The 15,246-nt window shown below is 50.3% G+C and carries 16 protein-coding genes; 15 read left to right on the top strand and 1 reads right to left on the bottom strand.

From position 1 onward, the window contains the following. Positions 1 to 69: 69 nt before the first annotated feature. Genes MH144_RS26475 through MH144_RS26455 form a run of 5 tightly spaced genes read left to right on the top strand, consistent with a single transcriptional unit; the run spans position 70 to position 4,999 of the window. On the top strand, positions 70 to 1,569 hold the full coding sequence (locus MH144_RS26475; protein WP_239305260.1) for an ABC transporter ATP-binding protein: 1,500 nt from the start codon (positions 70 to 72) through the stop codon (positions 1,567 to 1,569). Continuing rightward, positions 1,566 to 2,633 carry an ABC transporter permease gene (locus tag MH144_RS26470; RefSeq protein ID WP_239305259.1) on the top strand — a complete coding sequence of 356 codons (1,068 nt, stop codon included), beginning with the start codon at positions 1,566 to 1,568 and terminating at the stop codon, positions 2,631 to 2,633. The genes MH144_RS26475 and MH144_RS26470 overlap by 4 nt, the downstream gene beginning before the upstream one ends. After that, a complete protein-coding gene (locus MH144_RS26465) occupies positions 2,617 to 3,540 on the top strand; it encodes an ABC transporter permease (RefSeq protein ID WP_239305258.1) in 924 nt (307 codons plus the stop codon). Before MH144_RS26470 ends, MH144_RS26465 begins: the two co-directional genes overlap by 17 nt. A 23-nt stretch (positions 3,541 to 3,563) precedes the next feature. Beyond that, on the top strand, positions 3,564 to 4,235 hold the full coding sequence (locus MH144_RS26460) for a sulfite oxidase-like oxidoreductase (protein ID WP_095291643.1): 672 nt from the start codon (positions 3,564 to 3,566) through the stop codon (positions 4,233 to 4,235). Between the two features lie 2 nt (positions 4,236 to 4,237). After that, a complete protein-coding gene (locus tag MH144_RS26455) occupies positions 4,238 to 4,999 on the top strand; it encodes a nucleoside phosphorylase (protein WP_239305257.1) in 762 nt (253 codons plus the stop codon). Between the two features lie 104 nt (positions 5,000 to 5,103). Here MH144_RS26455 and MH144_RS26450 read toward each other — a convergent pair whose 3' ends face one another. Continuing rightward, a complete protein-coding gene (locus MH144_RS26450) occupies positions 5,104 to 5,994 on the bottom strand; it encodes a LysR family transcriptional regulator (RefSeq protein ID WP_239305256.1) in 891 nt (296 codons plus the stop codon). Positions 5,995 to 6,194: 200 nt separating this feature from the next. Here MH144_RS26450 and MH144_RS26445 point away from each other — a divergent pair, with 200 nt between their 5' ends. From MH144_RS26445 to nfsA, 10 genes are all read left to right on the top strand, one after another. After that, positions 6,195 to 7,085, top strand: a complete 891-nt coding sequence (locus MH144_RS26445) for a DMT family transporter (RefSeq protein ID WP_239305255.1) — start codon at positions 6,195 to 6,197, stop codon at positions 7,083 to 7,085. Positions 7,086 to 7,281: 196 nt separating this feature from the next. After that, positions 7,282 to 7,899: a hypothetical protein gene (locus tag MH144_RS26440; RefSeq protein WP_239305254.1), complete on the top strand. Its 618-nt coding sequence runs from the start codon at positions 7,282 to 7,284 to the stop codon at positions 7,897 to 7,899. 88 nt (positions 7,900 to 7,987) lie between these two features. After that, positions 7,988 to 8,170: a hypothetical protein gene (locus MH144_RS26435; protein WP_153976657.1), complete on the top strand. Its 183-nt coding sequence runs from the start codon at positions 7,988 to 7,990 to the stop codon at positions 8,168 to 8,170. A gap of 109 nt (positions 8,171 to 8,279) precedes the next feature. Next, positions 8,280 to 8,762 carry a GNAT family N-acetyltransferase gene (locus MH144_RS26430; RefSeq protein ID WP_239305253.1) on the top strand — a complete coding sequence of 161 codons (483 nt, stop codon included), beginning with the start codon at positions 8,280 to 8,282 and terminating at the stop codon, positions 8,760 to 8,762. Between the two features lie 136 nt (positions 8,763 to 8,898). Next, positions 8,899 to 9,294, top strand: a complete 396-nt coding sequence (locus MH144_RS26425) for a metal-sensitive transcriptional regulator (RefSeq protein ID WP_239305318.1) — start codon at positions 8,899 to 8,901, stop codon at positions 9,292 to 9,294. Between the two features lie 54 nt (positions 9,295 to 9,348). Next, positions 9,349 to 9,549, top strand: a complete 201-nt coding sequence (locus MH144_RS26420) for a copper ion binding protein (protein ID WP_239305252.1) — start codon at positions 9,349 to 9,351, stop codon at positions 9,547 to 9,549. Positions 9,550 to 9,708: 159 nt separating this feature from the next. Next, entirely contained in the window at positions 9,709 to 12,234 is a 2,526-nt protein-coding gene (locus MH144_RS26415) for a heavy metal translocating P-type ATPase (RefSeq protein ID WP_275440314.1), read from the top strand. A gap of 252 nt (positions 12,235 to 12,486) precedes the next feature. Beyond that, a complete protein-coding gene (locus MH144_RS26410; RefSeq protein ID WP_239305251.1) occupies positions 12,487 to 13,647 on the top strand; it encodes a YhgE/Pip domain-containing protein in 1,161 nt (386 codons plus the stop codon). A gap of 220 nt (positions 13,648 to 13,867) precedes the next feature. After that, positions 13,868 to 14,464 carry a TetR family transcriptional regulator gene (locus MH144_RS26405; protein ID WP_239305250.1) on the top strand — a complete coding sequence of 199 codons (597 nt, stop codon included), beginning with the start codon at positions 13,868 to 13,870 and terminating at the stop codon, positions 14,462 to 14,464. Then, complete coding sequence (gene nfsA, locus MH144_RS26400) at positions 14,457 to 15,200, top strand: oxygen-insensitive NADPH nitroreductase (RefSeq protein ID WP_239305249.1); 744 nt, start codon at positions 14,457 to 14,459, stop codon at positions 15,198 to 15,200. Before MH144_RS26405 ends, nfsA begins: the two co-directional genes overlap by 8 nt. The last annotated feature ends 46 nt before the right edge of the window (positions 15,201 to 15,246 follow it).

Here is a 15,246-nt window from a genome sequence, read left to right as displayed (position 1 = left end):
GGCTGCCCGATCAGGCAGCCGGTTTTGCTGCTATTAAATGCCCGAGACCGAAAGGAGCGAACGCGAGATATGCTGTTGGAGATGGATCAGATTACGAAGAAATACGGCGGCTTCACCGCCAATCGGGATATCCGTTTTAATTTGCGTGAGGGAGAGATCCATGCCCTCGTTGGTGAGAATGGAGCGGGCAAAACAACCCTGATGCGTATGCTGTACGGAATGGAGCAGCCAACGTCAGGTACGATCAAAGTCCGGGGGCGCGAGGTAAGCTTCGCCACTCCGTCTCAAGCCATGGCAAGCGGTATTGGCATGGTGCATCAGCATTTTATGCTGTTTCCTTCTTTTACGGTAGCTGAGAACATTGTCATTGGCCGCGAGCCGGCTGCAGCGGGCGTATTTGACCGCAAACAGGCAGCCGCTCAAGTGAACGACCTGGGCAAAAAATACAGCATGCCCGTTGACCCATGGAAGAAAGTATCCGAATGTCCTCTCGGTATGCAGCAGCGTGTAGAGATTCTCAAGGTGCTGCATCAGGGGGCAGATATTATCATCCTGGACGAGCCTTCAGCAGTACTGACACCACTGGAAGTCAAGGAATTGCTGGCGAATATGAAAGCTCTTGCGGCGCTGGGCAAGACCTTCGTATTGATTACGCACAAACTGCAGGAAGTCATGGACGTGGCTGACCGGATTACGGTTCTTCGTGATGGTCAGGTCACAGGCACATTGGACGCGAAAGACACCAATGTGGAGGAATTATCCCGGTTAATGGTTGGGCGTGAATTGGTACGTCTCGACAAGCAGCCATCCGTGCCTACAGAAGCCGTACTCCAAGTAGAGGGCGTAAGCTTGTCCGGAGCGAAGGATCGCTCGGCGCTGAAGGATATCCACATGGAAGTTCGAAAAGGAGAGGTCGTTGGCATCGCGGGCATCTCTGGTAACGGTCAGTCCGAACTGATCCAGGTTATTGCCGGTCTGCGTAGTGCAGACAGTGGCCGTGTCCTGCTCTCGGGGCAGGATACAACGAATTGGCCTGTTCGCCGCATTCGGGAGCATGGACTTGCTCACATTCCCGAGGATCGGTATATGTGGGGAGCAGCCAAGGATGCAAGTGTGCGTGAGAATGGACTCATGGGACATCATCACCGGCTTCAGACACGAGGCGTAATTAAGGCCAAAGCTGCACGGGCCATGGTGGAGGGCTGGATCAAACAGTTCAGCATCAAGACCGGTTCGGCAGAGACGAAGGCACAGTTCCTGTCAGGAGGTAATCTGCAGAAGCTGATTGCTGCACGTGAATTTGCGCAGGATGCTCCGTTCCTGATTGCAGCGGAACCTACACGTGGTGTGGATATCGGAGCCATGGAGACGATTCATGCCGAGCTGCTTCGCAAGCGTAATGAAGGCGCTGGTGTGCTGCTCGTTTCTTCGGAACTGTCCGAGATTTTGCAATTGTCCGATCGAATCATTGTGATGTATGAAGGCGAGATTGCCGGGGAACTGAAGGCAGATGAAGCCACGGAAGAACAGATTAGCTTATTGATGGCAGGAGGGAAAGAGCGGGTATGAATCGGGTAAAAGAAACACTTCGCGGACTCGTACAGCCGCTGCTTGCCATAGTAATCGGTTTGCTTGCAGGAGCTGTGGCAATTCTGATTGTTGGCGGGAATGTCTTCGAGACGTATGCAGAGATGTGGAAGGGAGCCTTCGGGAACTTCTACTTCTTCACGAATACACTGGCTCGTTCGACACCCATTATCCTTGCTGGACTGGGTGTAGCACTCGCATTCCGTGCGGGATTCTTCAACATGGGAGCGGAAGGACAGATGATTCTCGGAGGGCTCAGTGCTGCGCTCACAGCGCTCTATCTGCCAGGCCCGGGATGGCTTGTCTGTATTGCCGCCATTGTGGCGGGAATCCTGGCCGGAGGAATCTGGTCCGTATTTGCCGGCTGGCTGGACGCCCGGTTTGGCATGAACCTGTTGATTACAACGCTGCTTCTTAACTATATTGCCATCTATTTTGGCGGGTACATGGTTTCTTATCCGTTCAAGGATCGTACCGGATCAGCAGCGATGGCGCAGACGCCGATGATTGACCAGGGAGTCTGGCTGCCGAAGCTGTTCCAGGGCATGGGACTGCACGCCGGTTTCATCATCGCGATCGTAGCTGCAATCCTGATCTACTGGTTTACGCACAAAACAGTAACCGGCTATGAGATTCGCATGCTCGGAAGTAATCCGTCGTTCGCGACGTATGGCGGGGTACGCCGAATTCGAATGATGATGCTGTCCATGGTGATCAGCGGTGGACTGGCAGGTCTTGCAGGGGCTGGCGAAGTGTTGGGAACGCAGTACCGTTTCCTGGATGGATCGCTGTCATCGGCAAGCTACGCATGGAGCGGTATCATGGCGACACTACTGGCTCGCTCTCACCCACTTGGTACAGCTGTAGCGGCCATATTGCTTGCTGCCCTGCAGACAGGTGCAATGGGGATGGAACGAAATACGGATGTGCCGCTTGAAGTCGGCAGTGTAATCCAGGCCGTGCTTACGTTATTTGTATCAGCCCAGATCGGGTATTCATTCCTGAAGCGGAGAAAGGAGAAAAAATCCAATGCAACAACTGTTTGATGCAGCCATGTTCGGCTCAACTTTGCGGATTATGACTCCGATCCTGCTTGCAGCGCTCGGCGGGGCATTATGCTCCCGTGTCGGCCTCTTCAACGTGGGTCTCGAAGGACTCGTGCTGATCGGCGCTTTCTCCGCGATTGTCGGCAACTATTTGTTTGGCAACGTACTTCTGGCCGTTATCTTTTCGATTATTATTGTGATGTTGTTCTCGGCACTATTTGCCTTTATTAGTATTAATCTCAAGGCGAATGCCATCGTGGTCGGGATATCCCTGAATTTCCTGGCAACAGGTCTGACGACCTTTGCACTACGGGCGATTTTTGATGTAAAAGGTGCATACTACGACAAGGATATGGTGGGACTTCCCAAATGGGATATTCCACTGATTAAGGACATTCCGTGGGTAGGCAGTGTATTCTCCGGGCACAGCCCACTCGTATACCTCGGAATCATTCTCGTTATTGCATTACAATTTTACTTGTTCAAAAGTGTATCAGGTTTCCGTCTGCGTTCCGTCGGCGAGAATCCCATTGCAGCGCAAAGCATCGGGATTAAGGTGCGCGGCATTCAGTATGGTGCGGTTCTGATGTGCGGTATCCTGTGTGCCCTGGCCGGGGCTCAGTTGTCACTCGGTCAGGTGACGATGTTTACGGAAGGCATGACCGCAGGTCGCGGCTTCATCGCATTGGTAGCAACCATGCTGGGCCAAGCGAATCCGCTGGGCGTCATGGGTTCCAGTGTGCTGTTCGGTTTCATGGAAGCACTCAGCATTCGTCTGCAGGGCTTCTCCCTGCCAACTCACTTCACTCTGATGCTTCCGTATATTGTTACGCTGGTGGCCATGTTCTTTTTCAAAGACCGTACGTACGCACAAGATGCACTGAAAGTGGGCGGAAGCTCGCGCTAATGTAAAAAGAAGGAGGGTTATCATTGCATAACAAGGCTGAACGTCTGAAGAAAACCAAAACTCCTGCACCCAAAGCGGGTGCTGAGCATGGAGATCGGCTGCCGCCGGGACAGATGCTAACCGAGAAATTCCCGATTTTGCATGAAGGAGAAGTACCTGAATACGACCTGTCCACGTGGGATCTGAAAGTGTTCGGGGAGGTAGAGGAAGAGAAGGTATTCTCGTTTGCCGAGCTTCAGGCCATGCCTCAGGTCAATACGGTGAGCGATATTCACTGTGTGACCCGCTGGTCCAAGTTCGATACCCCATGGGAAGGCATTCGCTTCTCGGATTTCATCAAGCTTTTGGGCGTTAAACCGGAAGCCAAATATGTCATGATCCATGCTGATCACGACTATGAGACTAATGTGCCGCTCGAGGAATTGATGCATGACGACGTCTTGCTTGCTTTCAAATATAACGGCGAGCCACTTACACCGAAGCATGGCTATCCGCTGCGCCTGGTGGTTCCTCAGCTGTACTTCTGGAAAAGTGCGAAGTGGATACGCGGTTTGGAGTTTATGACCGAAGATCGCAACGGATTCTGGGAGAGCAACGGGTTTCATCACTTTGCCGATCCGTTCAAGGAACAGCGCTTCTCGGGCGAAGATCTGCCGATCCCCGAAGATGAATGGACGAAGAAGGAGTTTGATTAACGATGTTAATGCCTATATTGCAGATTCATTCGGAAGATATGCCTGCTTATGCTATTGTCTGTGGTGATCCCGCTCGTGCGGAGAAGATTTCCCGGAAGCTCGAGCAGGCCAGAGAACTGGCGTTCAGCCGTGAATATCGTACATTCGTTGGACTATATGAAGGGGTGCAGATGGCCGTTGTCAGCCATGGCGTAGGTTCTCCGGGAGCGGCCGTCTGCTTCGAGGAACTAATTCGGGCAGGTGTGACAACCCTGATTCGAGTCGGAACAGCCGGCTCCTATACGGCAGATTACCCAGCAGGCAGTGTTATTGTCAGCACGGCAGCGGTCCGTTCAGACGGGTTAACCCGTCAGCTGGTGCCAGATGGTTTCCCCGCAGTAGCGGACATTGGAGTCACCCAAGCACTCATTGAAGCTGCACAGGAGGAAGGGAACCATGCGGACCCGGCAATGAATGCAGGCAAAGTCGGTGTAGGCATTACCGTTACACTGGATGCCTTCTTCACTGGGGTGGAGGAGATTCCTCACCGCAAGTATAAACAGGCCGGCGCATTAGCGGCAGAGATGGAAATTGCGGCACTGTACATCGTCAGCACGCTGCGAGGTGCGCGTGCCGGTGCGATTGTTGCCATCGACGGCTTCGCGGACAGCGATCTGGCTGCCGAATATGATCCGCATACAGATGCGGTAGCACATGCGGTTGAGCGCGAGATTAACGCTTCTCTGCGTGCACTCGCTACGATCGCTCGGCAGGATCAGGCGTAAGCAACGTTCAAGGGAATGCTGAGGATATAGCGTTACTCAAAATAATTAAAAAGGACGTCCGCTTGGTCATGTGAAGTGACTTCGTGGACGTTCTTTTTTTTGTTTTAGCCGCGTTGTCCAAACAATTGCTGGGCCGTCTCGATGAACAGACGAGATGCCGGAGAGGCTTCCACCAGAGAAGGGACGGCGAGCTCGATGTGGCGATAAGCCTTCGGTTCGGTAGGGAGTGCCTTCACACCAGGGGGCAGCCAGGACAGAGAGATGGCAGGCAGCATGGCCGTTCCAAGCCCTTGTTCAATCATGTTCAGGCATGTGTTGACGTTATGGACGACAAACCCGAAATGGAGCTCCGTTTCCGCACGTTTGAACAGATCCACAATGGGTACTTCATATCCGCCCTGGCATACAATCATGGGATGCTGATTCAACATCTTCACAGGCAGGATTTCCTGATTGGCAAACGGCTCATCGTCCCGGAACACAGCCAGCATTTCTTCGTTATAGAGCGGTATTGTTTCGTAAGCCTTCTCTACCGGCTCCTGTTCCGTAACAATAATGAGAGCAACATCAATCGCACGTGAGTTAAGCCATTCCTGAATTTCGTGAATGTTTCCCTCATGCAGTTCAAATTCGATGTTAGGGTAGCGATCGCGGATGGATCGGATAATCTTAGGCAGCAGATGAGCCGATGACATGGGAAAAGAACCGATGCGAATCGTACCGATTTCCAGTCCCTTCTCGGCTGCAACGACCTGCTGCACTTTGTCGTATTGCTGTAAAATCCGGCGAAAAATGACGAGTATTCGCTGTCCTACATCGGTAAGCACAATGCCGTTTCGCCGGTCCCGTATAATCAGGGTGACGTCCAGTTCATTTTCCAGCGATGAGATAGCCCGGCTAACCGCGGGCTGTGTCATATTCAGTTCCAGCCCGGCGCGGGTGAAGCTTCCGGTCTCGGCAATTTTTACGAATAGTTGTAATTGTGAATTGTTCATAACAAATATGCTATGCTCCTTATGATTAACATGCATTTCAATTATTACGCTCGTTATTGTATCATGGAGGAACAGAAGGATCAACGGGAGGATAATGGCCCGTTTGACTCTGAATATAGACGGGCTGAGACAATGGGCATGAATCTGGTGCCTGGTTGTGGATTGGCCCTGAAGCTGTGCCAGATAGGAGAGGTTAATTTATGGCTTTATCACGTGCAAAAGCAGGCTGGGTCCTGGCTTTTCTAGTACTCATGTGGGGAGTGAACTGGCCCCTGACCAAATATGCATTAAATTATGCACCGCCGCTTTTATTTGCAGGCATGCGTCTGTTGATTGGCGGACTGGTGCTCGGTATCTATGCTTTTCCAAGGTACAAAACGCTGCGACTTCGGGAAACCTGGCATATCTATGCGATCTCGGCGGTGCTGAATATCATTTTCTTCTATGGCTTTCAGACTGTAGGTCTGACTGAAGTACCCGCAGGGTTATTTTCCTCCATCGTATTCCTGCAGCCTGTGCTGCTCGGTATTGGGGCTTGGCTGTGGCTGGGCGAGTCGATGTATGGACTGAAAATCGCCGGCTTGGTCCTCGGTTTTGCAGGGGTGGCTACGATCAGTATTGGCGGCATGACAGGCAAAGTATCACCTGAAGGGGTTATGCTCGGACTGTGTAGTGCCATCAGTTGGGCAATCGGAACTGTATATATGAAGAAAACATCGACGAAGGTGGATGGAATCTGGATGACGGCCATTCCGATTCTGATTGGCGGAGTTGTCCTGACATTGACGGGTACAGCCACAGAGAACTGGGCTGAAGTGCAATGGGTACTTCCATTTATACTGGATATGCTGTTCATTTCGGTCTTTGTCATTGCGCTGGGCTGGCTCGCATTCTTCAGTCTGGTCAGCTCGGGAGAAGCGAGTAAAGTGGGATCATTTACATTTCTGATTCCGCTGATTGCACTGTTCTGCAGTGTATTGTTCCTTGGGGAGTCCGTGACGGTTAATTTGATTGCAGGTTTGGTTATGATTATCGCCAGCATTCTGCTCGTAAATATGAAGATGAAGGGCAGCAAAGTGGCTAAAATATAAAACCTTGTGGCGAACCTCTTCGCACCCGGCTATCATAGCCGGACGAGAGGCTCGTCATTTTTTGTTTTGCAACAGCGTTAATTACAACCTATGAAGAGGGAGCGAACGTAGAGTAGCGAATTGTTTTATTAGATACTTGATATTCAATGGGTACCTAAGTCAGTGGTGAACTTCAATATTGGGAGGAGATTAGCATATGAGTTCAGGTTGGAGTGAATTTCGTGTCATCCCTTTTGAATACAATGAACAAGTACGGCAGATTGACGAACAGCTGCTTCGGCTGGTCGCTCAGAGGAAGCAAATAACAGGAGCGGTTCAGTACCATCCACCTCAGGAGATCATCGATGAATGGGCAGCATCTCTGGATATGAAGGAGGAAGATATCCGTTATGTCCTGCGTAGTGTACAACCTATGCCCCAGAGGCATTTTTTTCCGCCTGAGGAGCTTCAGTTGATGGGTGTTGTTCCGATTATGAAGAGAACGCTTCAGGATTCCTGCGAATATCTCATCACTCATTCGATGCAATATGAGACGGAGAGTATCGTTCATGTGGAGATACATTATAAAGGAAATGAGACTGACCGTGTACATGTGGTGCCCCATTTGGCTCTGGAAGTGATTGGTGAACAGAACCATATGTCGACGAGACATAGCAGTCGTGGAGGGGGCGGTGAAACATTTATAAGTTTTCGTGTCCTTCCCGCGCTGCCTGCCTCTCTCGAACAGGTTCAATTTTCACTGGTTCCTTCAATTCCGGAACTGGAACATAAGATGGAAGAAGTTATTTTGGATAAGCAGGTGGATTTCGAATAGCCACATCGCGAATGGGAATGAAATAATTGGGTAAGTTATATAAAGGAACATCATTATGATGATGAAATATATAAAGGAGGACTCTAAGATGACACAGAATAATCAACCTCAAGACGAGGCGGAAATTCGCAACAAGCTGGACGAAGACGGGGATTCCTTGATGGAGAAAAAGAAAATCATGAACGGTGTGGACATTGAACCACAAGCGGACGATTGGGCAGCTAAGCCATCACCGGTTGCATTTAATGAGGATAAATCCTCCAAAGAATAAGACGAAACGAATGAGTCGTTTCTGACGAAGCAGATACCGCCTGAGGTATCTGCTTTTATTATATTATGTTGTATAATAATGTAAATTCAAGCAGGAAGGTGTGATTTAAGTGGATTCAATCCAGATTAGAAAGGCAGCGGCTAGTGACTATCCAGGTGTTTCCCTCTTAATGGATGAGCTGCATCAAATGCATGTCCAGGCTCGGCCTGATGTGTATCGAGCACTGCAACCCAGAATGGAGAAACAGGAGTTTGTAGCGTTGCTGGAGACGGATAAGCGTTATCTGTATGTTGCTGAATCGGTAAGCACGGGGGATATTCTGGGATATGGTAGTGCACAGCTCAGTTTGATTCAGGGGGTTGAGCTGCTGTTGGATCGCAAGATGCTGTATATTAATGAATTGGTCGTCGGTAGTGATGGGCGGGGTCAGGGAACAGGTAAGAAATTGATGCATGCTCTAATTGAACTGGGCAGGGAGCTTCAGGCGGATAGCGTAGAATTAACCGTATCCACATTTAACACGGGTGCGCAGGCCTTTTATGAACAAATGGGTTTAGCTGTCCGCAGCAGCAGGATGGAATACATACTGTAATGATGACTTGCACAATGTATATTACATAGGATTTAAAGTGATCTTAACAGTTAAAAAGAAGACATTATTTTTAGGGTTGAATACCCCCATGGGGTATGTTACACTGTGAAAAGAACGAAGGAAAGAGGTGTTCATGATGGATCATCAGAGCCATCCCAAGGAACCCTTGGAACCATCCGTAACGCCGTCCGATGATAATGAACCCGTTCAGCAAGCAGCGGCATGCCATGCCGAAGGCAGTAACGGTAAGCGTGTGCGCAAGAGCCATCATTCGCAGGAGATGAAGAGCAACCTGATCTCTCGTTTGAACCGGGTAGAAGGCCAGATTCGTGGGATCAAGGGATTGATCGAGAAGGACACGTATTGTGATGATGTGCTTACCCAGATTGCGGCTGCGCAGTCTGCACTGAATTCAGTGGGCAAGCTATTGCTTGAAGGCCACATGAAGAGCTGTATTGTCGAACGCATTCAGGCAGGGGAACACGAAGTAGTGGATGAACTGCTCGTTACGGTAAGGAAGTTGATGAAGTAATTCGATTTTCAAGGAATAAAGCAATCATTTATATATCCCAAGGAGGAATGGATCATGTCTAACGTTACGCTGAATGTTACTGGAATGTCGTGCAACCACTGTGTCAAATCGGTTGAAGAAGCGGTGAAGAATGTGGGTGCCAAAGGACAGGTTGACCTGGCAGCTGGAACCGTTGCCGTGGAATATGATGAGCAGCAGGTGAACGTAAAGCAAATCAAGGCTGCTATTGAAGATCAAGGATACGATGTAGTCTAATCGATGTTGGCTTAAACGGATTTCTCATTGTCTATGGTCTGTGCCAAAGGGCCGATAGACATCAGATGCGAGAGATCATCGTTTAAGCCTGATTTTTTGACTGTTTTATACCCTATAGGGGTATGTGAGTAAATAGTTCATACGAAAGGAGAACCCATCATGGATAAATCATCATCAACGGAACTTACGCCTGCAGCCGGAACACAGCCGGGTGGAGCGCAGACAACGCTGCAGATTACGGGCATGACCTGTGCCGCCTGTTCCACAAGGATCGAGAAGGGATTATCCCGTATGGAAGGTGTGCAGCAGGCCAGCGTTAATCTCGCCATAGAACAAGCAAGCGTTACGTATGACCCAAAGGCTGTAAGTGTCAACGCATTGCGGGATAAGGTGAAGGCGCTCGGCTATGGTACAGTAACGGAATCCATTGATTTGGACATCACGGGTATGACGTGTGCGGCGTGCTCCGCCCGGATTGAGAAGGGGCTTTCCCGTCTGCCAGGTGTATCGCTAGCGAATGTAAACCTGGCACTGGAGACTGGACACGTTGAATTTGCAGCAGGAGCACTGAAACCTTCCGATATTACAGCCAAAATCAAACAGCTGGGATATGGTGCCGAATTACAGCAGACGCAGGAAGAAACCTCCTCCGTTCGCGAACGTGAGCTGCAGCGCAAAAAATGGAAATGGATGATCTCCGCCTTATTATCCGTACCGCTGCTGTGGGCCATGGTAGGCCATTTCTCATTTACATCATGGATTTGGGTGCCTGATCTGTTCATGAATCCATGGTTCCAGCTGGTATTGGCAGCACCGGTGCAGTTCGTTATTGGGTGGCAATTTTATGTCGGGGCATACAAAGCGCTGCGTAACGGCAGTGCCAATATGGACGTTCTGGTCGCTCTGGGTACGAGCGCGGCATTCTTCTATAGTTTGTATCTGACCCTCGCGAGTGGAATGATACCTTCAACGACAACGATGGATCACGGTGGGATGGGGACGATTGCGGGCGCCACTATGCCTTCGGTTGAACTGTATTACGAGACTAGTGCCATTCTGATTACGTTGATTTTGCTTGGAAAATGGTTTGAAGCCGTAGCGAAAGGCCGCTCGTCCCAGGCCATCAAAAGCCTGATCGAACTGGCCCCTCGTGAAGCCCGGGTCATCCGGGACGGCCAGGAAGTGGTTGTGCCCGCAGCGTATGTAGCAGTAGGTGACATTGTGTTGGTTAGACCGGGGGACAGCATCCCAGTGGATGGTGTTGTGGAAGAAGGGCAATCCTCGGTCGATGAATCCATGCTAAGCGGTGAAAGTTTGCCTGTTGATAAAAAGCCGGGGGATGAAGTTACGGGGGCTACACTGAATAAAAACGGTGCACTGAGGCTGCGTGCAACACGAGTCGGCTCGGATACCGCATTATCTCAGATCATTAAAGTGGTTGAACAGGCACAGGGTTCCAAAGCACCCATTCAGCGGATTGCGGATGTCATCTCAGGCATCTTTGTCCCGATTGTAGTCGGTATTGCTGCACTGACATTCTTGATCTGGTATCTGTTTGCCAGCCCCGGTGACTTCGCAGGATCACTGGAAAAAGCGATTGCTGTACTGGTCATCGCCTGTCCATGTGCCTTGGGGCTGGCAACTCCAACCTCTGTCATGGCGGGATCAGGACGGGCGGCCGAATATGGCATCCTGTTCAAAGGCGGAGAACATCTGGAATCAGCACAGCAGATTCAGACAGTGGTATTGGATAAAACAGGAACAGTCACCCAAGGTAAACCCGTGCTGACAGATGTGATAACGGCACCCAATTGGTCGGAAGCGGAGCTGTTGCAGCGGGTTGGAGCAGCAGAACATAGCTCGGAGCATCCTCTGGCAGAAGCTATCGTTGCAGGAATCCGAGATAAAGGGATTGTATTTTCCCAATCGGAGCAGTTTGAGAATATTCCGGGATATGGCGTTCGGGCCAGAATTCAGGGCCAGGAGATACTGGTGGGAACACGGCGGCTGCTCGCAGATGCTCATGTGGAGGTACCGGAGGCGACCATTCGCCAGATGAATGAACTGGAGGAGGCCGGCCGCACAGCGATGCTGATAGCAGTAGATAGCCGCTGGGCAGGTATTATAGCCGTAGCTGATACCATCAAGGATACATCACGCGAAGCCATTCAGCGTCTTCAGGCGATGAATATCGATGTCATCATGATTACGGGAGATAATGAGCGTACGGCACGTGCCGTGGCGGAGCAAGCAGGTATCCATCATGTCCTGGCAGAGGTCTTGCCTGAAGGTAAAGCAGCTGAAGTGAAAAAGCTGCAGGATAGCGGGCTGAAGGTGGCAATGGTAGGTGACGGCATTAATGACGCGCCAGCCCTGGCTACAGCAGATATCGGCATGGCCATTGGGACTGGAACAGACGTAGCGATGGAAGCGGCAGATATCACGCTGATGCGTGGTGATCTGAACAGTATAGCGGATGCCATTGAAATGAGCCGGCGCACCATGGGCAATATCAAGCAGAACTTGTTCTGGGCGCTTGGCTATAACGTCATTGGTATTCCAATCGCTGCAGTAGGTTTCCTGGCCCCTTGGCTGGCTGGAGCGGCAATGGCATTCAGTTCCGTATCGGTTGTATTGAATTCGCTGCGTTTGCAACGGTTGAAGTTGGAACGCAATCCAAAGTAGAATGCAGGCGATAGGCGTACGATTACCTTCAGCCTGGCCTGAAATGAAGCGCGGTTCGCTGCGGTGAACCGTGCTTTTTCTTGCCTTTTTATGAAAAAGGAAATGAACTTTATGAAATAAGAATGATGTTTCTGAACATTTCAGAAATCAGTTGACAATAATGACATATGCAATTAAAATTTAAACAATTGTTTGATTCAAACGATCGTTTAAATCAAATGTGAACTAATCTATATTGGAGGACCTTATTTTATGCTACAGGCATTACGCATTTTATTGAAAAAACCGCCAGTGATTGTGGGGATCGTAACGGCACTTATGTTCCAAGTGATCTTCAGCGTGATCTGGATGACTGCATACTCCGGCGTGAACGACCGCACGAATGAATTAACGGTAGCGATTGTGAACGAGGATGGAGAAATGTCGCAAGGTATTGCGGATAGTATGGCTAAGACGCTGCCTTTCCACACCGTATCTGATCTCAGTTCCGCTGAGGCATTGGATCAGCTGAATCATCACAAAGTTCATATGGTTCTGAATATTCCAGCAGGCTTTAACGAGCTTCTTCAGACCGCAGGTTCTACAGCTGAGATTAAGTACACTATTAACGAAGCTAACCCGGTTACGATCAAAAGCATGATGCAGGGCGTCTCCCAAAGTGTGACGAACACAATCAATAAGCAAGCCACTGCACAAGGCGTACAGACCGTACTGACAGCTGCAGGAGCACCTGCCGATCAGGCTGCCGATGCTGCTGCCAATCTGGCTACCCGGGTTGAAGGCACAACAACTTCGATTAATCCGGTGAACGGCATGAATAATCAGATGGTACCGATGATGATGGTACTGGCTTCTTATGTCGGCGCCATGATCATGGGTATGAATCTGCAGACAGCTATGGGCATGCTGTCAGCAACCTATTCCCGCTTGACGCTGTTCGGTGCGAGAGTTGTCATTAACATCGGATCTGCTCTTGTCGTATCGCTACTTGGCTCATCGCTGATTGTTGCGCTGGGGGGACAGATCGCCCAAGGATTTATCGCGTTCTGGTTGTTCCAGGCTCTGTTCCTCTGCACGTTTATGTTCTTCTCGCAGTTCTTCCTGATCTGCTTCGGACCTGCAGGAAGCCTGTTCAACATTATCTCACTGTCCCTGCAACTGGTATCTTCCGGTGCAATGGTACCACGTGAGCTGCTTAATGGTTTCTACAGCGGCATCGGACAGTACTTGCCTGCAACGTACGCAGTTCAAGGTATTCTGAGCGTTCAACTCGGTGGACCTGGCGTTCAGTCGGCAGCCGGATCTGTTGCGATTGTTCTGGTCATCGCAGTTGCCCTCTCCCTGGTAGTGACCTTGCTCAAAAAACAGCGTATGCCAGCAGGTGCACCAAGCCCGGCTCAAGTGAACAGCTAATATTACAGATGTAAATGACTCTATAGTATTGGAGCAGGCACCCCGGTGGATCTCAACCGGGGTGCCTGCTGTGTATCAGAGGCCCAGTTAGAGCTCTGACATGGATATGGAACATGCCTTGCGCTTTGAAAGTTAAACTTTCATAATAAATAGATGAAACAGCCTGGCTTCAGCACGGGAAGCTGGAGCATGATAAGAACGGACAAGAGGAGCGAACGGAATGACGGAACCTGAATTGGATATCAAAACGAGGATTTTGCTCGCAGCCAAAAAACTTTTTGCACAGCAGGGGTATGACGGGACAAGTGTTCGTCAAATCTGTGATGAGGCGGGTGCCAATGTGTCACTGGTCTCATACCATTTTGGCGGAAAAGAAAAGGTGTTTGAAGCCATATTTGAGCACTTCTTTCCTGGTTATATGCTGATTGAATTGGCTGCGGAGTCCATGTCCCCTGTGGAGGGTATCAGCAAAATTGTAGGTGAAGTCGTGAAGTTCACGATGACGGATTGGGAGATGAGCGACATTGTACAGCTCGAAATTACACTGAACACTCATCGCACGGCTACCGTATTTCGTTTCCTGGACCCTGTCTGGACCAAAGTGAATGATCTGTTGCAGGAAGGTAAAGACCAGGGTGTATTCCAGATCGATTCCGTATCTTATGCAATGCTTCAGGTCATGGGTGTGGCTCTGGCACACAAACGCGCCAAAAACTCAAGGTTTACGTTTAACTATGAGGACATGGATACAGATAAGCTGGCTGAACAGACGATTGAATTTGTATTACGAGGATTGGGAGTGAACAGACATGAATGAAACCATTGAATTGATGATGAAACACCGCTCGGTGCGGAAATTCAAGCCGGATCCAGTAAGCGAGGAGCAGCTTGCGGCAATCGTGGCTGCCGGTCAGATGGCGTCCTCTTCCAGCACTGTACAGGCATATAGCGTCGTTGCCGTGACGGAACGGGAACTAAAATCGAAGCTCGCTGCACTGGCAGGCAACCAAGCTTACGTGGAGGAATGCCCTGTGTTCCTCGTGTGGTGTGCGGACCTATATCGACTGAGTGATGCAGCGAAGCGTCACCATCCGGAGAAGGAGTCGTATGCCGATTCCACAGAGAATTTTATGGTAGCAACGATCGATGTGGCTCTTGCCTCCCAGAATGCCGCTCTGGCCGCAGAGTCGCTCGGTTTCGGGATTGTATATATCGGTGGTCTGCGTAACAAAATTGAAGAAGTGACTGAATTGCTGGGATTACCGGAAGGGGTATACCCTGTCTTCGGCATGTGTGTCGGTATAGCCGACCAGGAAACCGGAATTCGTCCGCGTCTGCCGCTGAACGCTGTTCTTCACCGCAATCGCTATGATGCCGAAGAGACGCTGCGAGGCGTGGAAAGCTATGACGAAACCACGACAGCCTATATGAAAGCACGCACCAATGGTGAGCGTACAACGCCGTGGTCTGAGTTGATGGCCAAACGGCTTACCGAGCCGGCACGTCTGCAGATGAAATCGTATCTCGAAGGCAGAGGCTTTATGAAACGTTAATTGAGGTCAACGAAAAGGGTCAGCCGGGAAGTCCGGCTGACCCTTT

The sequence above is a fragment of the Paenibacillus sp. ACRRY genome (assembly GCF_022346995.1).
Lineage (GTDB): Bacteria > Bacillota > Bacilli > Paenibacillales > Paenibacillaceae > Paenibacillus.
The sequence above is the reverse complement of the archived record's forward strand: the minus strand, read 5'-3'. Positions and strand labels throughout refer to the sequence as shown.